At 55.9% G+C, this 19,110-nt stretch carries 15 protein-coding genes and 1 pseudogene; 5 read left to right on the top strand and 11 right to left on the bottom strand.

Features of this window, described 5'->3' with window-relative positions:
* Positions 1 to 76: 76 nt before the first annotated feature.
* From tatC to AA098_RS21275, 6 genes and pseudogenes are all read right to left on the bottom strand, one after another.
* Positions 77 to 871, bottom strand: coding sequence for a twin-arginine translocase subunit TatC (gene tatC / locus AA098_RS21295; protein WP_064614978.1), 795 nt, complete (start codon positions 869 to 871; stop codon positions 77 to 79).
* Complete coding sequence (gene tatB, locus AA098_RS28765) at positions 868 to 1,272, bottom strand: Sec-independent protein translocase protein TatB (RefSeq protein ID WP_013973853.1); 405 nt, start codon at positions 1,270 to 1,272, stop codon at positions 868 to 870. The genes tatC and tatB overlap by 4 nt, the downstream gene beginning before the upstream one ends.
* 10 nt (positions 1,273 to 1,282) lie before the next feature.
* Positions 1,283 to 1,561 carry a twin-arginine translocase TatA/TatE family subunit gene (locus AA098_RS21290; RefSeq protein WP_024087607.1) on the bottom strand — a complete coding sequence of 93 codons (279 nt, stop codon included), beginning with the start codon at positions 1,559 to 1,561 and terminating at the stop codon, positions 1,283 to 1,285.
* A 250-nt stretch (positions 1,562 to 1,811) separates the two neighbouring features.
* The gene (locus tag AA098_RS21285) at positions 1,812 to 3,137 is read right to left on the bottom strand and encodes an OprD family outer membrane porin (protein WP_064614977.1); all 1,326 of its coding nucleotides are present in this window, start codon (positions 3,135 to 3,137) and stop codon (positions 1,812 to 1,814) included.
* A gap of 333 nt (positions 3,138 to 3,470) precedes the next feature.
* Positions 3,471 to 3,980, bottom strand: coding sequence for a RidA family protein (locus AA098_RS21280; protein WP_082916916.1), 510 nt, complete (start codon positions 3,978 to 3,980; stop codon positions 3,471 to 3,473).
* A gap of 264 nt (positions 3,981 to 4,244) precedes the next feature.
* Positions 4,245 to 4,892, bottom strand: a pseudogene (locus AA098_RS21275) (IS630 family transposase); the annotation flags it as partial.
* 197 nt (positions 4,893 to 5,089) lie between these two features.
* Between AA098_RS21275 and AA098_RS21270 the strand changes: the two are divergent.
* Together AA098_RS21270 and AA098_RS21265 are read left to right on the top strand one after the other, a co-directional pair.
* Positions 5,090 to 5,293 (top strand): AbrB/MazE/SpoVT family DNA-binding domain-containing protein, encoded by a 204-nt coding sequence (locus tag AA098_RS21270; RefSeq protein WP_024087605.1) that lies wholly within the window; start codon positions 5,090 to 5,092, stop codon positions 5,291 to 5,293.
* Positions 5,294 to 5,385: 92 nt separating this feature from the next.
* Positions 5,386 to 5,937 (top strand): 3'-5' exonuclease, encoded by a 552-nt coding sequence (locus AA098_RS21265; protein ID WP_024087604.1) that lies wholly within the window; start codon positions 5,386 to 5,388, stop codon positions 5,935 to 5,937.
* Here AA098_RS21265 and AA098_RS21260 read toward each other — a convergent pair whose 3' ends face one another.
* Genes AA098_RS21260 through AA098_RS21250 form a run of 3 tightly spaced genes read right to left on the bottom strand, consistent with a single transcriptional unit; the run spans position 5,938 to position 9,447 of the window.
* Positions 5,938 to 6,420, bottom strand: a complete 483-nt coding sequence (locus AA098_RS21260; RefSeq protein ID WP_024087603.1) for a Mov34/MPN/PAD-1 family protein — start codon at positions 6,418 to 6,420, stop codon at positions 5,938 to 5,940.
* On the bottom strand, positions 6,417 to 8,204 hold the full coding sequence (locus AA098_RS21255; protein WP_064614976.1) for a ThiF family adenylyltransferase: 1,788 nt from the start codon (positions 8,202 to 8,204) through the stop codon (positions 6,417 to 6,419). Before AA098_RS21255 ends, AA098_RS21260 begins: the two co-directional genes overlap by 4 nt.
* Complete coding sequence (locus AA098_RS21250) at positions 8,188 to 9,447, bottom strand: nucleotidyltransferase (protein WP_024087601.1); 1,260 nt, start codon at positions 9,445 to 9,447, stop codon at positions 8,188 to 8,190. Before AA098_RS21250 ends, AA098_RS21255 begins: the two co-directional genes overlap by 17 nt.
* A 1,317-nt stretch (positions 9,448 to 10,764) precedes the next feature.
* Here AA098_RS21250 and AA098_RS21240 point away from each other — a divergent pair.
* Positions 10,765 to 11,043, top strand: a complete 279-nt coding sequence (locus AA098_RS21240) for a helix-turn-helix domain-containing protein (protein WP_024087599.1) — start codon at positions 10,765 to 10,767, stop codon at positions 11,041 to 11,043.
* 173 nt (positions 11,044 to 11,216) lie between these two features.
* On the opposite strand, the gene AA098_RS21235 is transcribed toward AA098_RS21240, so the two are convergent.
* Both AA098_RS21235 and AA098_RS21230 read right to left on the bottom strand, forming a co-directional pair.
* On the bottom strand, positions 11,217 to 12,467 hold the full coding sequence (locus tag AA098_RS21235) for a ribonucleotide-diphosphate reductase subunit beta (protein ID WP_003254823.1): 1,251 nt from the start codon (positions 12,465 to 12,467) through the stop codon (positions 11,217 to 11,219).
* A 711-nt stretch (positions 12,468 to 13,178) separates the two neighbouring features.
* Positions 13,179 to 16,058 carry a ribonucleoside-diphosphate reductase subunit alpha gene (locus AA098_RS21230; protein ID WP_003254820.1) on the bottom strand — a complete coding sequence of 960 codons (2,880 nt, stop codon included), beginning with the start codon at positions 16,056 to 16,058 and terminating at the stop codon, positions 13,179 to 13,181.
* A 748-nt stretch (positions 16,059 to 16,806) separates the two neighbouring features.
* Between AA098_RS21230 and AA098_RS21225 the strand changes: the two genes are divergently transcribed.
* Both AA098_RS21225 and AA098_RS21220 read left to right on the top strand, forming a co-directional pair.
* Positions 16,807 to 17,505: a response regulator transcription factor gene (locus AA098_RS21225; RefSeq protein WP_004576832.1), complete on the top strand. Its 699-nt coding sequence runs from the start codon at positions 16,807 to 16,809 to the stop codon at positions 17,503 to 17,505.
* Positions 17,502 to 19,109 carry an ATP-binding protein gene (locus AA098_RS21220; RefSeq protein ID WP_003254818.1) on the top strand — a complete coding sequence of 536 codons (1,608 nt, stop codon included), beginning with the start codon at positions 17,502 to 17,504 and terminating at the stop codon, positions 19,107 to 19,109. The genes AA098_RS21225 and AA098_RS21220 overlap by 4 nt, the downstream gene beginning before the upstream one ends.
* The last annotated feature ends 1 nt before the right edge of the window (position 19,110 follow it).

The following is a 19,110-nucleotide window of genomic DNA, read 5'->3' as shown; positions in this document are numbered from 1 at the left end:
TCTTTCAACTTATGGTCGTCAGGGGGAGCGCCAATCATAGCCGGTTAGTCTCGATACATAGCACGTTCGTCGGGATTCACGCTTGGGTGGCTGGAGGTTGAGCATCTTGGTCGCATATGGGCTCGTCGTCCAGATTGTTATTTCGACTGCGCACTAAGCCTCCAAAGAGGAGACCTATCTCGAACAGGAGCCACATCGGTACCGCCAGCAGGGTCTGGGAGAAAATGTCCGGCGGAGTCAGGATCATGCCGACCACGAAGCAACCGATGATCACGTAGGGGCGGATCCTCTTCAGGTAGGCCACGTCGACCACGCCGATCCACACCAGCAACACCACGGCCACGGGGATTTCGAACGCCACGCCGAAGGCGAAGAACAGCGTCATGACGAAATCCAGGTAGCTGTTGATGTCGGTCATCATCTCCACGCCCGCCGGGGTGGCGGCGGCGAAGAACTTGAAGATCAGCGGGAACACCAGGTAATAGGCGAAGGCCATGCCGGTGTAGAACAGCAGGATGCTGGACACCAACAGCGGCACGGCGATGCGCTTTTCATGCTTGTACAGGCCCGGTGCGATGAAGCCCCAGATCTGGTGCAGGATCACCGGGATCGCCAGGAACAGCGAGACCGTCATCGTCAGCTTCAATGGTGTCAGGAACGGCGACGACACGTCGGTGGCGATCATTGTCGCGCCTACCGGCAGGTACTGGCGCAGTGGTGTGGAGACGAATGTGTAGATCTGCTGGGTGAAGGAAAACAACCCGGCGAAAATGGTGAAGACCGCTGCCACGCAGACCAGCAGTCGTGAGCGCAGCTCGGTGAGGTGCGATACCAGCGGCATTGGTTGGTCGTTCTCTGGGGTTTCGCTCATGAGGCTCGCGGTAGCAAATTAGGGAGATTTGAATTGTTAGGCGCTGGAGTCGCTGGAGGCGGCGTATCGACCGCAGATGCAGATTCATCCACCGCAGGCGTCTGAGGCACGATCTTTTGATCGGTAACGTGCGCCACCAAGGTCAGTTCCTGGTTGGTTGGTGCGAAGATTTTTCGCGCCTCATCCTCTAGGGAAATAATGCGTCCGCTGTGTAGCCGCCGACGAATTTCGTCAGCGCCGATTTCACGTGCAAGTTCCTCTTTGATGGCATTAAAGCTGCGTTTGAGGCGGCCTACCCACATACCGGCCGCACGTGCAGCACCTGGCAAGCGCTCGGGGCCCAGCACTAACAGGGAGACTAGGGCAACGAGCAACAATTCAGTGAAGCTGATCCCAAACATTAGTCAGTGCTCACGCGTTGTTACGAGTTGGCTCTTCAACTCTTTGCGCCTGCACGTCTAAGGTGCTTGGCCCATTCACAGGCTGGGTGGTCTTCGGTGATATCGATTCGGTCGGTTGCTCCGCAGACATGTTGGGGGCGGATGGTGGTTCATCATCGTTCATGGCTTTGCGAAAGCCTTTAATCGATTCGCCGACATCGGTGCCGAGGTTTTTCAATTTCTTGGTGCCAAACACCAGCACCACAACGACTAATATAACAATCCAATGTTTCCAGTCAAAAATACCCATATGCCTGTTCTCTTTAAGTTGAATTAGCTAAATTTTTAATTGTATTAAAACAGATCCAATAGTTCTGCGATCGGCTATCTGAGCTATTACATCGTCATCACTATGACTTGGCCTTTCAAACTCCAATTATTTCTGAGTATTCTCCCCGTAAGCTGACGGCTCGAGGCGAACCGCCATTCCTTACGAACTGCCAGTGTCTCATTTTTGATACCATATAAACTATAAGGCTCTACCTTGAGATACTTTAAATTCAAAAAAATTCAAATGGGTAGGAGATAATCAGTCGAGTTCGAGTGATCCTACCGCCTGTACTGATGTCGCCTGAGTGCCAAGATTGTATTAATTTAGTCGTCAATGCCTTAGCCGGACCGCTCGGGATGATATACTGAGCAATCAAATCGGTCTCCCGCTCTTCTTCAGACTTCCCATAAAGTCCAAAATAAGCTGAGTCTGCGTTAACTTTACTGCCGTCGATGTCCGTCCCACGAATATGCTTGGCTGTCAAAGTCAAACCCGGTACTCCAAACGATTGCATGTCCAGCTCATAGCGAAGCTGAACTGACTGCTCATTTGGTGCATTAAAGTCTGATAATTCAGCGGCGTTTGCTAGGTATAGACCGTCGCTAAAAACACCTGCTGCCACTCCGGGACTGACGCTTCCTATCGCTGCGTAATCGTGGGGCTGGTCACCATCATTGCGCTGAAACGCCAGTGCGAATGTGTGAGGACCCGTTGCAAGTGCTGCTGAAATTGACGCTGCTGTGACATTAATATCACCTGCCTTTGCTTCTCCCGAGTTGAGGCTGCGGTATAAGTTAAAGTCAAGCGTTAATGATTGTGATTCGGATAATGCGATAGCTTGGTTGATATTGGTATAATACTGATCCATGAGGTTCTCATACCGAGAGCCATAAAACGATATAGATGTCTGATCACTGAGCGCGTACGTACCACCAATATATCCCACCTGTGGGGTGCTGACCCTTGCGAAAGCCAGTCCGAGATCGCCGCTTCGATTGGTAGAAAGGTAACTTGTACCTGAGGTGAAAAGTCCAGCGGATAGGACGATATCCTTTAGCTCTCCGCTATCGAGCATCCAGCCAGTTGCGGTCTGGTTCAGTAACTTAGAGCTGCCGGTAGCGAACACAGGAACTTTTGGTTGTAAGTCACCGTATCTTAGTGTGGTATTGGACAGTTGAACCTTGATGCTGCCCCCCGCTTTACTATAGCTATCCGCCGGCTGACCGTTGTCGCGAACAGGGAGCGTCACAGAGCCTGTCCGTTTGCCGCTTCCGTCGAGCTTTATGGCTCCATAGGCGAAAGCATCGATGCCGAAGCCCACCACACCCTGGGTAAATCCAGAGTTGAAATCAAGCATTTCACCCTGTGTCCAATCACGCTGTGTACCCAAATCGCCAGTCTGATGCCAATAGTGATTGCGGGAAAGGAGGTTGAGATGACTGTCTTCTAAAAATCCAGCAGACTCCGATTGGGAGTTTGCATAACAAATGCCTGTAGGCATTAGTACTAGTACGGCCCCTGCAGCTAAACCTTTATGGTAGATTTTGTTATTCATTAGCTGATCTCGAGAGGAGAGTTTAGTTGGGTGTAGCGTAAAATTCGCTTGCTGGTTATATTTATTTAAATAAAGAGTTGGTTGTTATTCTGGTTGGATAATTTGCATGGTGCAGCCAGCATGATCGGATTTCATAGCATGTTAGCTTCCAGTTGGGTATAAAATCATTATACTTTTGGAGCTGTTATCCTATCTTAATTTTTTTGGCTTGTTTTACTTGCTAGGCGATATTGCGCTGGCGACTATTGCTGGATTTAGTCGCGTCCTTATGTATTATTTTTTGATGAGGATAATGAGTGTTCCTGGTTATTAGTGTCAGGCCGAATTAAGCGGTCACTTCCCCAGGTACGCCACTGCCGTTATTTCAATGAGCGCACTATCGCTGGCAAAGTCAACTACTCTCACGCCGGACGCACTTGGCGCTACCAATCCTTTATAAACGGCTGCTCTGGTCTCTAGGGCCTTAAAGTAAATGTCATTGTCTGTTTTATAGTAAATAGTTTCGCTTACAACATTGCTAAAGTCCGCGCCATGGGCTTTTAGGATAGCTGCCATTCGCTCGTAAATTAGCTGCATCTGCTTTGTAGCATCGCCGGCATAGACCTCTTTTCCGTCCTTGTCAACGGAGGTGACGCCTCCAATGCGTAGAAAATCCCCAGCTTTGACTGCAATTGAAAAGCTGTACTGCTTCTCAAATTCAGCATTCAAATGAAACGCTGCTTTGGGCTCCATTGCAAACAATTGCGTGGATAAGAATGGAAATAGAGCTAGTAATAGAATTTTACGCGTTCTGAACTTGTTGAAATGAGATGGATGCGGGGTAGGTGTTGTTTGAGTGGTCATACATGTGCTCCTTTTTGTTTTTTATTAAGCTACTCTAGCTTGTGCTTCAGGTGTTAGACATGAGCCGCCATATGCTTATACATTTTGCGCCACGGGGCCAGCCATCGCCGGGATTCTGAATTTTAAGGTGCCTTCTTGAGGAAATTGCAAAACCTGGGTTGGAAAGAGGTTTGCGCGTGCTCTCGGGGCGAGTTAAATTTATATTTCTTTTTACTGGTTGCATGTGCGATGACTCAATGCTGCAGAGCAATCCTCCCGTTGGAAATGCCGGTGTTCTCGCTCGATGCAACTGATCAAGCGTCCTTGAAGATAGTCCAGAGCCGTGAACAAGGTGACGGTGCCGTGGCGCGCATAATTGTGTGACTACGTACGGATGTGACCGATCGTCAGGGCAAACCCCGGTTGGGTCCGCTCAAGTGCTTGAACTTGGCTATTTTCATCGCAACAGAGCACCAGCGCTTTGTCCGGCGGATCCAGGTAGAGGCCGATGACGTCCCAAAACTTCTCTTCGAAATGCGGGTCATTGGGCCGTTTGAAGGTGCGGGTTAGGTGCGGCTCCAAATCGTTGGCAGCCCAGATCTTGTCCACACTGGTGGCTGAAATTCCAGCCGCCCGGGCCATGCTTCGGCGGCTCCAGCGACGTTCACGGATCCGGGGTTGTGTGACTTGCTCAAGCACGCGTTGTACAGTGTCAAGGGGCAGGAAGGGTTTACGACCGCGACCTGGCTTATCGATCAAACCGTCTAGCCGCTGATCCTGAAAACGTCGACACCAACACGTGACGACAGGAAGCGAGAACCCGGTCAGCCGGGCAATTTCTACCCGCGTGCAACCTTGGGCCGCCAACAGAATCACTCGTGCCCGACGACCGTCGCGCTGGCTGATGGTGGCCGAACGGACACGCCGGCTCAGTTCGGTGTGCTAAGCTATGCAGTTGCTGTCCCAGGTCGACGCGATGGGCCTCACTGATTCTGTTTCCCATAGAAATGGGCCAGATGGGCGGCCTCTGTACCCCTCAAGGTATGCCAATGAGCGCTGCACTGACAGAGTCAGGGGTTGAGCTGGAAGGGTGTTGTAGGATTTTAGGCGTGGCGGAGCTTGGAGCGACGATGAATACCAGATTCAGAATAACCATTGAGGATTGGGACGGAGACGGAGCAATCCGCATACCCGACCAAGCCTTGCAAGAGCTTGGCGTTGACGTCGGGGACTCCCTCTATCTGATTGAAGAGTTCGCCGGAACAAGTCGCTGTTTGGTCCTCTCCACAACGCCGAAAATTCCTGATCGGGTGGACGAGCTGTTTGGTTCTTAAGTACTTTACATATTCCGGCGTGGTCGGGTGCTCCTGATAGGCTAGTGGATTCGACAAAGCAGATTGTTAGTTGTTTATCCAGGAGGTAAGGAATGAGCAATGAAGAACTTTATATTTCTGTAGACATCGAAGCTTCAGGGCCGATCCCTGGAGAGTACAGCATGCTCTCACTTGGGGCATGTGTTGTCGGGCAGCCCAAACAAGCTATCTACCTGGAGCTAAAGCCAGACAGCCCCAAACATGATCCTGAAGCGGTAGCTGTAACGGGATTCGATCTGCAGGAACTGGCAGTTACAGGGGTTGTCCCCTTACAAGCGATGCAGAGCCTTGCGGAGTGGCTGGAAAATGTCAGCTCGCCCGGCCAAAGAATCGTATTTGTCGGTCTGAATGCACCTTTTGATTGGTCGTTCGTGAACTATTACTTTCATAAGTATATGGGTGAAAACCCCTTCGGGTTTGCGGCTCTCGATATAAAGGCGTATTACATGGGGGCTTTCAATCTCGATTGGAAGCAAACCAAGTCATCACACATGAGTGAAAGTTTACTGCCGCAGTCATCTGCCACACATAACGCGCTGGACGATGCACGCTACCAGGCAGAGCTTTTCCAATTGATGCTGCAGCGCAGGGCTGCGCTGGTCTGATCAGTTGGCGAAGGCGGCCTCCACGCACTTACCATCGCGGAACAACCACGCCTTAATGCCGTCGGGGTTTGGGGATAGGCCTACGATCACGGCGATCGGGTGGGGGAGTTCCTGCCTATAGCGTGCTGCGAAACGAGAGAAGCTTGCTATGTCTGTGGGTGAAATAGCCGGTACGGTTTGTGGGTGAGTATGCCAATACCCCACTAGCCTGAGCCCTCGTGCGTTGGCCGATTCGATTTCCTTCCGACAGCGGTCAGCGTCGAGTTCCAGCCAAGTCCATCCAGCGCGGTCTCTTGCATGTGGTGGTGTGGCGAGGCTCATGATCAAACCATCGGGGTTGGCGAGGTCGACAAACAGTTGACCACCGCGTTCAGTTTTCCACGTCCGTTGCCTGTACTGATCCAGCACATCGGCAACAGCTTGCGAAACAGACAAGCGAACATCGATGCCAGCCCATTGCCATGTCCACGCGATGGCACTCACTGCTTACCACTCCCTACATTCGGCCACTCGCGCTCCAGCACGATGTGTTGGACGCCATCTGCTAAAGCTGGCCCGCTGTAAATGCCGTCATGTTTAGCAATGTCCTGAGGCCGATAGATACTTGTGCTCCACACAGGTATGTCTATCTGCCCAGTCAGCCCCCTCAATGCTAGTTGCGTAACCATGGACGCCACGTTCGCCATCCCTGAGGCGCCTCCAGGGATGAATGTCTGGCCACACGCCGGCAGTGGAACTACTCCGCCACCGTTCGGCCATTCGCTGTATTTGAAGTCGAAATTCCCAGTGTCATCGAACAAAGGGCGTCCATCATGCCCCCCTTTGGGTGCTAAGAGCGCATGCCCTACAAACGAGTGCGGTTCACTCCACGCTTGCAGGAGATTCCAGCCTGCACCTAGCGCTTTGCGCAACCAGAGGGCTGCTTCCGATGACCAATCTGCAGTGGTGACAATCACCATGTCTGCATTTTTGAAAGTTTCCGGTATCTCGAGCAGCATGAGCTCGGCGAAATCCATGAAGGCCGTAACCTTGACGGTAGGTAGATCATGCGTAATTTTCTTGGCGAGAGCAGCTGCTTTTGACTGAGCGAGATCGTCGGTACCCAATACGTGGCGCCCTAGATTTGCAGACTCTAGGATGTCAGGGTCAATGAGGATGAGCTCTCCAACCCCCGAGCGGGCGAGTTGTAACGCAACAGTACTTCCCAGCGAGCCAACGCCGACCATCACGACCCTGGACTTTTCCAGGCTCTTCGCAGTATCACTGAGATCGCGTGAGAGGATCTCGCTCCGATCTAACACATTGAGGGTGGCGCTCCTTACTAATACCGGTGAGTGGGATGGCTGGTTCTTACCTGACCATCGCCGAGCGGAACGAAAGCCATACCAGCGACCATGGTCTGCTTGTTTGCTGTAGGAGCGGACATCTAGGCAGAATAGTGGTGCTCCAGTAGGGCCGGGTAGTTCGAGTACAAGCCACCGATTGGCCAGTGAGCCTTTTCCGGAAAACCAGGCAAGAAATTTCTTCTCGTCCTCCTGGCAAAGGTGCGGTGTCAACCATTCGAATAAACGATCTGGTGCAGGGATTTGGATATCGGGGTAGCTCAGCAATTTCAGATAGAAGCCAGCGACAGCCGGTGATGAGATTTTTGCGCTTAGTCCAAGCGTACGGTTGATATGCGTCCTGAGTGATTCTACGCTTGGCGCAAGCCACGCAGTGCGGGTGCGTCGGGCAGGGCGCGGGTCGCCAGTTGCAAACAGTTGTGAAGCCGCCTTGGGACGCTCCAGCAACAAGATATCTTGAGGAGAGCGACCAAGCTGCATGTTCCAATATGAGGTAATTTCGTTCTGGAATTCGCCCTCCCGTAGTGAGGGATCCGCGTCCATTCGAACAAATTCAAGAATTGCCCCTAGTCGTACGAGGCAGTCCTGCACTACTGTTTCCGGATCTCCCGTAATTGGTCGTTCGCGGAATCCGTGCAGGCAGAGTCCAGACTTCGTGGCATGCGGCCATGCGAGCCAGGGGGATGGCTCGACTTGAACCCTTAGCGAGGTCAAGGGAAAGTGGTTCGGAAACGCGATGCGCAGCTGCCTCTCTACTCCGGTGTAGTCGGGTGGGAGCGGCAGCAGAAAGCTGGCGGCTTCACCTCGTTTTTGGTCTGTTGATCGAAGGAGCGAAGTCGCAACTTCTTCGCCTACAAATGCGCGAAGCGCGGCGATGCCACGCTCCACGGCAGGGGACAGGTTGGGCTTAACCGAGGCGTTCAACTGGCTTCACATTCGTTTGTGGAGTGGCGTGGCTTGAGCTGCCAAAGATTGCAGTCGCAGCCAAGATGTTTCTGGTGGTGCCAGCTTTTCGGCCGGCCATCGTCCAATTGCCAGGTATCTCGTTGTTGCTCTCCGTGATTAGGCTCTCCCCGATCCCGAAGCTTCGCTTCATCACTTGGGCAAACGAACCAGCGCTGTCGTGGGGCTGCAGACCTAGTGTAAAAGCAACCAATGCACTCGCATGCCAGTTGTCAAAAGCTTGGCAATACTTGTGACCTTCTTCAGGTCTATTCCATTTTTCCGCGAAATTTTCACCGGCGTCACGTGGATTCAGCACATAGTACTGTCCTGCGAAAACTCTGATCTCCTCCGGTATTTTTTCCACGATCTTGAGGATCGCATCGATCGGGGTCAGTGGAGTGTGATGTGACTCCTTTACCACCTTGAGGTAGGCATGAGTTGCCAAGGTGGTGATCACAGCCGAAATTGGCCGGTAATTCTCATTTCGCGTTTCGATTGCCCATTCATCGCGGTGTCGCTTGAGCAATTTGATAGTGGCTCGCAAAGGATCAAGCTTGTCGTAGTCTTGGTATGAGGGGAGGGGCTCTTGCGTAGCCGAGTCCATCACCGCGCCGCGACTTTCATTTATTGCAAGGCTCTTGTAGAGCTCGAGCGAGATTTTTTGTTCTGATGCGCTATGTAGCCAATCCGCGTATGGGATTGGGCTACTCGCCTTCCAGCCAGTTTCTCGGTCAGGTACCTCAAGCTTCCCTTGTCCGTCGCTTTCCCCATTGCCTTGCACCGCGCGCGCGGGGGTGACATCGATGTGGAATCCTGGGTTTTCGTCCGCATACTCGATGCGGATGCCCCGGCGCAACTTAACTATATCCGACTGCACTCGGCTGCCTTCGCGGAATCGTTGTTCGATTGCAGCTAGAACCGTATCTGCATCTGCATTACCGGCATTGGGGAGCCAGACGATCGCGTCAGCATCGATCGTGCCGAGATCTTTGGGGGCATCTTTGACCGGATTGATCGTAGTCCTGAGACGCATGGAGCCCTGTGGGAAAATATGCGCCCCAGCGAGCAATGGATCTGTAGAGGCCGAGAGGATTTTCTCCAGCTGCGAATATCGGTCCTCAATCAACTCATATTGGCTCGCAGTCAAAGAGATGCTGCTTGCAGCGCGCAGCAACAGGTGCTCCCAGCTGCGTCGCCTAGTCAATTCGTCTTGCTTAATCATGGTCGAGTCTCGTCAGAAGTGTTGCCCAAGGTCATAATGTGTCGGAATGATTTCTATAGCTCCATTCTTACGCGCGTATAACGCATATGCTTGCTGCTGCTCCGGCGATGCCAGAACCAAAATCGTTAGATGTGCCGGCAATGAAGGTTGTAACGTTGCAGGGTGTAAATTACGAGCTTATAAATAATGTGCGCGACCGTAGGATGAGATCCCTAAGGTGCTCATAAAAAGTGCGTGGCTAAAGATGTCCAAGACTAGAGCTTGTGCGGTTGGTTTGTTGCCAAATTGGCGGCGTTTTTTTGACATCGATTTGCTGGATTTTTAACCATCACTGCAACTCACTAAAGAGGTGGTGTGGATATTCTATCTAGACCAGATTTGATCACGGATTCATTTGGAAGTCAAAGAAGATAAGTTTTGATGAATCGTTTCATCTGGTTGTTGTTTTGATGCAAAACATAGTGTTTTCACATCGTAACTTTTAACAGGCTTGATGGGAGGGAGTGCGACTTAATATGTCGCACTCGTACTGCCTGGTTGATCTGCATAATGCTGTTGAGGAGTTTATTATTTTGAAAAAACTCAACAGCCAAGTGGAAGGGCGTGGCCCGTACTCGAGCGTAAAAGAACGTGAGCTCTGTAGGTGATTTCAAGCGCTGTAGGTTACAGCAGTGGGCACCGGCTTTCGCTGACTAGATGACTACTGTTTGTTCGCTTTTCCTGCGGGCGAGCGTCTTGAGCGCGCTTTGTATACTGTCTTTAAAACTGGCTGACCTTGGTCTTTACGCTTTCCGTACACACGATCCTCATAGTAGGTTTCGTCAATCGTGTGGTAGATGATCGAGTTTGGCACTTCATTGTCATCGAAGCCCATCTCAAGTTTAATGAGTGCCTCTGTGCGCCAGCTCCTGGACCGGTTAGCGTGAGGGGGGGTGGATATAATAATTTGTACAATTCGTATTTGCTCATCCCGTTGACAGCATTCCAGAAAATCTAGAAATGCGCGCGGTGTCGCCAGCAATATTACGCCGAAGGTGAGCTTGGGGTCCCCTTGCTGCTTCGTGTGAACCTGGAAGAATGTTTCGCTGGTATCAACTCTAGGCCAACTCTTGTGGCTGGGGTCGACCTTGCCTATGAGAGTGATGACCTCTTCCTGGGGATCTGAAACAAACACGGCTTGAAACCTCGATCAAAACGGAGACGGAGTGGGGTCGTACTGATTAATTGGGAGTACAACGAATTTTCTCATATATGCTGTATGCAGCATAGCGTTTGAGTCCGCGTCAGGGCTTTATCGTTCCTTTTGTGGGTAACCAGATGGAACGCAAGTTGGCTTTTGGCTCCGCGCTTAAGGAGGTGCGGGTACAAAAGGAGATCGCACAAGAGCAGCTGGGGGCGAGTCAATCTTTCATTTCCACAGTTGAGCGTGGCATTCGCAGCCCAACGATCGAAAAAATGGAAGAATTTGCCGAGCGACTAGGAGTGAATCCTGCGACCCTGATTGTCTTGATGCAGGTGGGTCAGGAGGGCGATGTCGACGCGCTTCTGGCAAAAATCCGCGATGAAATCAGAGCGCTGAAGCGGGTAGGGGGTTAGCCGTTTTTCGGGCTGCGACAGTACCTATTACGGAAAGCTGAAGCGTTATATGAAAAAGCCACCTTGGCCCTTGCGGCTCAGGTGGCTTTTTTCATTTCATGCGCTTATTTGGTGCGAGAATTCGGAAAATCTGAAATTTGTTCGGTTCTCGCTGAAAAATAAGGCCCGGACGATCAGTCCCAGCTCAACGCCCCACCAGTCTGATACTCAATCACACGCGTCTCAAAGAAGTTCTTCTCTTTCTTCAAGTCCATGATCTCGCTCATCCATGGGAACGGGTTGGTAGTCCCTGGATACTCTTCCTTCAGGCCGATCTGGGTCAGGCGACGGTTGGCGATAAACTTGAGGTAGTCCTCCATCATCGCCGCGTTCATGCCCAGTACACCGCGTGGCATGGTGTCTCGGGCGTATTCGATCTCCAGCTGGGTCCCTTGCAGGATCATCTGGGTCGCTTCTTCCTTCATCGCCGCATCCCACAGGTGCGGGTTCTCGATCTTGATCTGGTTGATCACGTCGATACCGAAGTTCAGGTGCATCGACTCGTCACGCAGGATGTACTGGAACTGCTCGGCCACGCCGGTCATCTTGTTGCGGCGGCCCATGGACAGGATCTGGGTGAAGCCGCAGTAGAAGAAGATGCCTTCCAGGACGCAGTAGTAGGCGATCAGGTTGCGCAGCAGCTCTTTGTCGGTTTCGACGGTGCCGGTGTTGAATTCCGGGTCGGAGATGGCGCGGGTGTACTTCAGGCCCCAGGCGGCTTTTTTAGCGACCGACGGGATCTCGTGGTACATGTTGAAGATCTCGCCTTCATCCATGCCCAGCGACTCGATGCAGTACTGGTAGGCGTGGGTGTGGATCGCTTCTTCGAAGGCCTGGCGCAGGATGTACTGGCGGCACTCCGGGTTGGTGATCAGGCGGTACACGGCCAGGGCCAGGTTGTTGGCAACCAGCGAGTCGGCGGTGGAGAAGAAGCCGAGGTTGCGCATGACGATGCGGCGCTCGTCTTCGGTCAGGCCGTCCTGGCTCTTCCACAGGGCGATGTCGGCGGTCATGTTGACCTCTTGCGGCATCCAGTGGTTAGCGCAGCCGTCCAGGTACTTCTGCCAGGCCCAGTCGTACTTGAACGGTACCAGCTGGTTGAGGTCGGCGCGGCAGTTGATCATGCGCTTTTCATCTACTGCAACGCGGGCCGAGGAGCCTTCCAGCTCGGCCAGGCCTTCGGCAACGTCGAGGGCGTCGAGGGCAGCCTTGGCACGTTTGACGGCTTCGGAGTCAGAAGCGGTGGCCGCACGGGCCTCCAGGGCGGCGGCACCACCGGCGCTGTCGAGCTTGTCGAGGGTGGCGGCGGCAGCGGCCTGCGCAGGGGTGTTGCCTTTGGCGGCTACTTCGCCGTCTTCTTTGTCGAATTCGTCCCAGCTCAGCATGGTTTGGCTCCTGCTTGAGGGTCGCCCTGGGGCAACCGGTTGGATTTTAAGAATGTGATGCCTGACGCAAGGCCGTAACGGCGAATGGACAGCTCGAGAGGCTGACTCTCGTTTACATCTGAATGTGTTCTGGCTTGTACCTGGCCAGGCCTCTGGGAGGGGCCAGGACAATTGAATAGGTGCTCTTTTCAGAGGGCGCAGAGTATACCGGAATTCACCTTCGATCGGGGCGCGTGTGTCGCCGGCGAGGGTAACTTTTTCGACCGGTTTGGCTTGCGTCCGTTCACGAAAAAGGTGGCTTCTTCTACGGGGGGAGAGTGTAGCGCCAACCTATATGTTGTGCCAGTTTAAATTTCAAGGCACATCATATGGTGTTTCTTGAGGGCTGTGTTGCAAAGCCGGCCTCGCCGCGGGCTGGCCGGCGATGAGGCCAGCTACCACTAGCTACGGTGGGTATACAGCGTTTCGACAATGTGTGTCTTGGGGTGCTTGCGTGCCTGTTCCACTGAGGTGAAACGGCCGGTTTCTGCGTTGCGACCAATCTTGCGAGATGCCAGTTTTTTCCGCGCCATGGGCGTACATCCTTTTTTGAGAGGTCCTGTTCTTTTACCGAGCTGCGTGAACAGTGGGCAAAGGGCAAGGTTTCTCTGAGGCGCGGATACAAAAATGCCGCGCGGGGCACCCGTAGGCACCCCGCACGGCATTCAGGCCTTACTGGCAGGCTTCGCAGTCAGGCTCGTCGATCGCGCAGGCCTTCGGCACTGGCGCTGGGCCGGCTGCCTGGACCGGGGCGCTGTCGCCACCGCTGGAAACGGCGTTGAGCTTGCCGGTGTTGATGGTCGACTTCTCGGTGCTGGTGGCGGCCAGGGCACGGAGGTAGTAGGTGGTTTTCAGGCCACGGTACCAGGCCATGCGGTAGGTCACGTCCAGCTTCTTGCCCGATGCACCCGCGATGTACAGGTTCAGCGACTGCGCCTGGTCGATCCACTTCTGGCGACGGGAAGCAGCGTCGACAATCCACTTGGTCTCGACTTCGAACGCAGTGGCGTACAGGTCTTTCAGCTCTTGCGGGATACGCTCGATCTGCTGTACCGAACCGTCGTAGTACTTCAGGTCGTTGATCATGACCGAGTCCCACAGGTCGCGGGCCTTGAGGTCGCGAACCAGGTACGGGTTGATCACGGTGAATTCGCCCGACAGGTTCGATTTCACGTACAGGTTCTGGTAGGTAGGCTCGATCGACTGCGACACGCCAGTGATGTTGGCGATGGTCGCGGTTGGCGCGATGGCCATGATGTTCGAGTTACGAATACCTTTCTGCACGCGGGCACGTACCGGCGCCCAGTCCAGGGTTTCTTCCAGGTTGACGTCGATGTACTTCTGGCCACGGGCCTCGATCAGGATCTGTTGCGAATCCAGCGGCAGGATGCCCTTGGACCACAGCGAACCCTGGAAGGTCTCGTAGGCGCCGCGTTCATCGGCCAGGTCGCACGAAGCCTGGATGGCGTAGTAGCTGACCGCTTCCATCGACTTGTCGGCGAACTCGACGGCAGCATCGGAGCCGTAAGGAATGTGCTGCAGGTACAGCGCATCCTGGAAGCCCATGATGCCCAGGCCGACCGGACGGTGCTTGAAGTTCGAGTTACGCGCTTGCGGCACCGAGTAGTAGTTGATGTCGATCACGTTGTCGAGCATGCGCACAGCGGTGTTCACGGTGCGTTGCAGCTTGGTGGTGTCCAGCTTGCCATCGACGATGTGGTTCGGCAGGTTGATCGAGCCCAGGTTGCAGACCGCGATCTCGTCCTTGTTGGTGTTCAGGGTGATCTCGGTGCACAGGTTCGAGCTGTGGACCACGCCCACGTGCTGCTGCGGCGAACGCAGGTTGCACGGGTCCTTGAAGGTCAGCCATGGGTGGCCGGTCTCGAACAGCATCGACAGCATCTTGCGCCACAGGTCTTTGGCCTGGATGGTCTTGAACACCTTGATCTTGTTGTACTCGGTCAGGGCTTCGTAGTACTCGTAGCGCTCTTCGAAGGCCTTGCCGGTCAGGTCGTGCAGGTCTGGCACTTCCGAAGGCGAGAACAGGGTCCACTTGCCGTCATCGAAGACACGCTTCATGAACAGGTCAGGAATCCAGTTGGCGGTGTTCATGTCGTGGGTACGACGGCGGTCATCACCGGTGTTCTTGCGCAGCTCGATGAATTCTTCGATGTCCAGGTGCCAGGTTTCCAGGTAGGCACATACAGCGCCTTTGCGCTTGCCACCCTGGTTCACGGCAACGGCGGTGTCGTTGACCACTTTCAGGAACGGGACGACGCCCTGGGATTTACCGTTGGTGCCCTTGATGTACGAGCCCAGTGCACGGACCGGGGTCCAGTCGTTGCCCAGGCCGCCAGCGAATTTCGACAGCATGGCGTTGTCGTGGATCGCGTGGTAGATGCCCGACAGGTCGTCCGGCACGGTGGTCAGGTAGCAGCTGGACAGCTGCGGGCGCAGGGTACCGGCGTTGAACAGGGTCGGGGTCGAGGCCATGTAGTCGAACGACGACAACAGGTTGTAGAACTCGATCGCACGGGCTTCCTTGTCTTTCTCTTCCAGCGCCAGGCCCATGGCCACACGCATGAAGAACACCTGCGGCAGCTCGAAGCGCACGCCATCCTTGTGGATGAAGTAGCGGTCGTACAGGGTCTGCAGGCCCAGGTAGGTGAACTGCTGGTCGCGCTCGTGGTTGATCGCCTTGCCCAGTTTTTCCAGGTCGAAGTCTGCCAGGGCCGGGTTCAGCAGCTCGAACTCGATACCTTTGGCGACGTAGGCCGGCAGGGCCTTGGCGTACAGGTCAGCCATTTCGTGGTGGGTGGCGCTGTCGGCTACATTCAGGAAGCCCAGGCCTTCGGCGCGCAGGGTGTCCATCAGCAGGCGGGCGGTAACGAACGAGTAGTTCGGCTCGCGCTCCACCAGGGTACGGGCGGTCATCACCAGGGCGGTGTTGACGTCCTTGATGGCCACGCCGTCGTACAGGTTCTTCAGGGTTTCGCGCTGGATCAGGTCGCCATCGACTTCGGCCAGGCCTTCGCAGGCTTCGCTGATGATGGTGTTCAGGCGGGCCATGTCGAGCGGCGCCAGGCTGCCGTCAGCCAGGGTGATGCGGATGCTCGGGTGCGGCTCGACCACGGCGTCGGTGTTGGCGCGGGTGGCACGCTCCTTGGCGCGCTGGTCACGGTAGATCACGTAGTCGCGGGCAACTTTCTGCTCGCCGGCGCGCATCAGGGCCAGTTCGACCTGGTCCTGGATTTCTTCGATGTGGATGGTGCCACCCGATGGCATGCGACGCTTGAACGTGGCGGTAACCTGCTCGGTCAGGCGCGCGACGGTGTCGTGGATGCGCGACGAAGCGGCGGCAGTGCCGCCTTCAACTGCGAGGAACGCCTTGGTGATGGCGACGGTGATCTTGTCGTCGGTGTAAGGGACGACAGTGCCGTTACGCTTGATCACGCGCAGTTGGCCAGGGGCGGTGGCAGCCAGATCCTGGTTGGAATCGGCGGCCTGCGGCACCTTGGCCTGCGGGTTCTCGCGAGTTGTGTCGGTTTGCATGGGTGGGTGTCTCCACAATTTCTATATTGTTCAGGCGCCCTATGGGCGCCCACCGTTCCGTCCACTTGCTCGATGGCCCTGCGGGGATGCACAAAGCATGCGCATCCGCCCGCACGGGCGTACCGACTTCGGGACAGACTCAGGAATTAGGGGCAATGGCTTGCCGCTCCCTGGCCGAAGTCAAAGGTTTTGGGCGGGGCCCAAAATCTGTTGCTGATGGATGCCAGGGCTGGCCTGCAACACCCATGCCCGAACAAGGCCCTGGAAGGGCTTGCCTCGGTCGCCTCCGCAGGAGCGGTTTGGCTGCTGAAATCACCTGAAGTTCCACCCGAAAAATCGCTTGATCTTGCGGGTTGACTTTTGTGTGTGATTTTGCACGAACCCCTATATCTAGTGGTTCGCTGCGATCGGGATACAAGATAATGCGGTATTGGGGGCTTTGCAAGGCGAGCGCCTGTGGATAAGTTGTGTGTACTTTGTGAGTGAATGGTGGGTATTCGCTGTAGGCCTTGTGCCAAGTGGTTTGCAGTATTTTTCTGCACCGTGACGCCCTTGGGCAGTTTTTTTGGGGCGCGAAGCCTGTCACAAAAAACGGTTCAGTCGAGGGGGCGGTAGGGCGTGTCTTAAGATCTGGGGTGCCTGGGAGATCGAGCACCGTCCGCGGGGCGCTCGGTCTCGCAGGGCCCCCCATCTACATTCATACTCTCAGCTGCCCTGACACGATCCCAAGAACAACAAGACCAAAGCCATGGACCACCCCATACCCCGCATCCTCATCGTCGAAGACGACCAGCGCCTCGCCGAACTCACCGCCGAATACCTGCAGGCCAATGGTTTCGAGGTCGCGGTGGAGGCCGATGGCGCCCGCGCCGCGAGGCGCATCATCGACAGCCAGCCCGACCTGGTGATCCTCGACCTGATGCTCCCCGGCGAGGACGGCCTGAGCATCTGCCGTCGGGTGCGCAGCCAGTACCAGGGGCCGATCCTCATGCTCACCGCGCGCAGCGATGAACTCGACCAGGTTCAGGGCCTGGACCTGGGTGCCGACGACTACGTCTGCAAACCCGTGCGCCCACGCTTGCTGCTGGCGCGTATCCAGGCCCTGCTGCGCCGCAGCGAAACCGTGGACAGCAAGCGCCAGGACCTGGCCTTCGGTGCGCTGCGTATCGACAACCGCCTGCGCGAGGCGCACCTGGGCGAGCAGTTGATCGAACTGACCGGCGCCGAATTCGATCTGCTCTGGCTGTTGGCCAGCAACGCTGGCCGGGTGCTGACCCGTGAACAGATCTTCACCGCACTGCGTGGCGTGGGCTACGACGGCCAGGACCGCTCCATCGATATCCGCATCTCGAAAATCCGCCCCAAGATCGGCGACGACCCGCTTCAGCCGCGGTTGATCAAGACTCTGCGCAGCAAAGGCTACCTGTTCGTTGGCGAGGCACCATGAACAATTCGATCTTCCTGCGCATCTACGGCGGCATGCTGGCCGTGCTGGTGCTGGTGGCCCTGCTTGGCGTGCTCAGCCTGCACCTGGTCAACGAAGTGCGCGCTGCCCAGCATCGCGAGGGCCTGGCCCAGGGCACCTTCAGCCTGATGGCCGACAACCTGGCAATGCAGAATGAAACCCAACGCAAGCGTTCGCTGCTGATCTGGGAACGCCTGCTTGGCGTGCCGTTGGCGCTGCAACCGATGAGCGCACGCAGCCTTGACGGTGGCCAGCGGGCGCGCCTGTACCGTGGCCTGGTGGTGGTCGAGAAGATTGGCCCGCATGCGGCGCAAGTGCTACGCAAGGTGGGCCAGGAAGACCTGATGCTGGTCGCGCAGATCAAACAGATCAGCGAGCAGTTGGCGCGGGCCACCCTCTATCTATTGGCCGACGAACTGGTGCGCTACCCGGTAACCGAACAGCAGCAGCGCCTGGCACAGATCAAGCAGGAAAAGGGCTTCGGCTTTGGCGTTGCCTTGCAACGTATCGAGCGGGTCAGCCTGGACGATGACCAGCGGCGCCGCGTGGAGGAGGGCGACACGGTGATGGCGCTGGGCAAGGATGGTGACTCGATCCGGGTGTTCGCCGGGCTGACGGGCTCGCCATGGGTACTGGAAATCGGCCCGCTGTACCAGCTCAACCCTTACCCGCCGCAGTTGCTGATTCTGATTGCCTTCCTGGGGCTGTGCCTGATCGGCCTGGTTGTCTACCTGCTGGTGCGTCAGCTGGAACGTCGTGTGTCCGGCCTGGAGATTGCTGCCACGCGCATCGCCCAAGGCAGCCTGGATACCCGCGTGCCGGCCGGCGACGCCGACTCGGTAGGGCGCCTGGCGGCTGCCTTCAATGGCATGGCCGAGCACCTGCAGCGCTCGCTGACCATGCAGCGCGAGCTGGTGCGCGCGGTGTCCCACGAGCTTCGCACGCCGGTGGCGCGCCTGCGCTTTGGCCTGGAGATGATCGAAAGCGCCACGACTGAACAGGTGCGGGCAAAGCATCTGGCGGGCATGGACGGGGATATCCAGGACCTCGACAAGCTGGTCGACGAGATGCTGACCTACGCCCGCCTGGAGCAGGGCGCACCGGCCTTGAAGTTCCAGCGGGTCGATCTGGATGCCTTGCTCGATCGGGTGATCGAAGAGCTGGCACCTTTGCGTGCCGAGGTGCGGGTGGTGCGCGGCGACTGTCAGGGCGCGGATGCCGAAGGCGCCTGGGTCGAGGCCGAGCCGCGCTACTTGCACCGGGCCCTGCAGAACCTTGTCGGCAATGCCATGCGCCATGCCGAGGGCGAAGTGCGCCTGAGCTATCAGCTGGGCCAGCAACGTTGCCGCATCGATGTGGAGGATGACGGCCCAGGGATCCCCGAGGGCTTCTGGGACCGCATTTTCACGCCCTTCACCCGCCTCGATGACAGCCGCACCCGTGCCTCGGGCGGGCATGGCCTGGGCCTGTCGATCGTACGGCGGATCATCTACTGGCACGCGGGCCGGGCTACGGTGGGCCGCAGCGAGGCGTTGGGCGGTGCCTGCTTCAGCCTGAACTGGCCAAGGCAGCAGGCACCGCTGTGAA

This window comes from Pseudomonas sp. JY-Q (assembly GCF_001655295.1).
GTDB classification, from domain to species: domain Bacteria; phylum Pseudomonadota; class Gammaproteobacteria; order Pseudomonadales; family Pseudomonadaceae; genus Aquipseudomonas; species Aquipseudomonas alloputida.
This window is presented reverse-complemented; position numbering and strand designations above follow the sequence as displayed.

Bases quoted from the DNA above. Each gene is read 5' to 3' on its own strand.
- tatC (WP_064614978.1), bottom strand. From the start codon at position 871: ATGAGCGAAACCCCAGAGAACGACCAACCAATGCCGCTGGTATCGCAC.
- AA098_RS21220 (WP_003254818.1), top strand. From the start codon at position 17,502: ATGAACAATTCGATCTTCCTGCGCATCTACGGCGGCATGCTGGCCGTG.
- AA098_RS21270 (WP_024087605.1), top strand. From the start codon at position 5,090: ATGAATACCAGATTCAGAATAACCATTGAGGATTGGGACGGAGACGGA.
- tatB (WP_013973853.1), bottom strand. From the start codon at position 1,272: ATGTTTGGGATCAGCTTCACTGAATTGTTGCTCGTTGCCCTAGTCTCC.
- AA098_RS21225 (WP_004576832.1), top strand. From the start codon at position 16,807: ATGGACCACCCCATACCCCGCATCCTCATCGTCGAAGACGACCAGCGC.
- AA098_RS21285 (WP_064614977.1), bottom strand. From the start codon at position 3,137: ATGAATAACAAAATCTACCATAAAGGTTTAGCTGCAGGGGCCGTACTA.
- AA098_RS21240 (WP_024087599.1), top strand. From the start codon at position 10,765: ATGGAACGCAAGTTGGCTTTTGGCTCCGCGCTTAAGGAGGTGCGGGTA.
- AA098_RS21250 (WP_024087601.1), bottom strand. From the start codon at position 9,447: ATGATTAAGCAAGACGAATTGACTAGGCGACGCAGCTGGGAGCACCTG.
- AA098_RS21235 (WP_003254823.1), bottom strand. From the start codon at position 12,467: ATGCTGAGCTGGGACGAATTCGACAAAGAAGACGGCGAAGTAGCCGCC.
- AA098_RS21230 (WP_003254820.1), bottom strand. From the start codon at position 16,058: ATGCAAACCGACACAACTCGCGAGAACCCGCAGGCCAAGGTGCCGCAG.
- AA098_RS21290 (WP_024087607.1), bottom strand. From the start codon at position 1,561: ATGGGTATTTTTGACTGGAAACATTGGATTGTTATATTAGTCGTTGTG.
- AA098_RS21265 (WP_024087604.1), top strand. From the start codon at position 5,386: ATGAGCAATGAAGAACTTTATATTTCTGTAGACATCGAAGCTTCAGGG.
- AA098_RS21280 (WP_082916916.1), bottom strand. From the start codon at position 3,980: ATGACCACTCAAACAACACCTACCCCGCATCCATCTCATTTCAACAAG.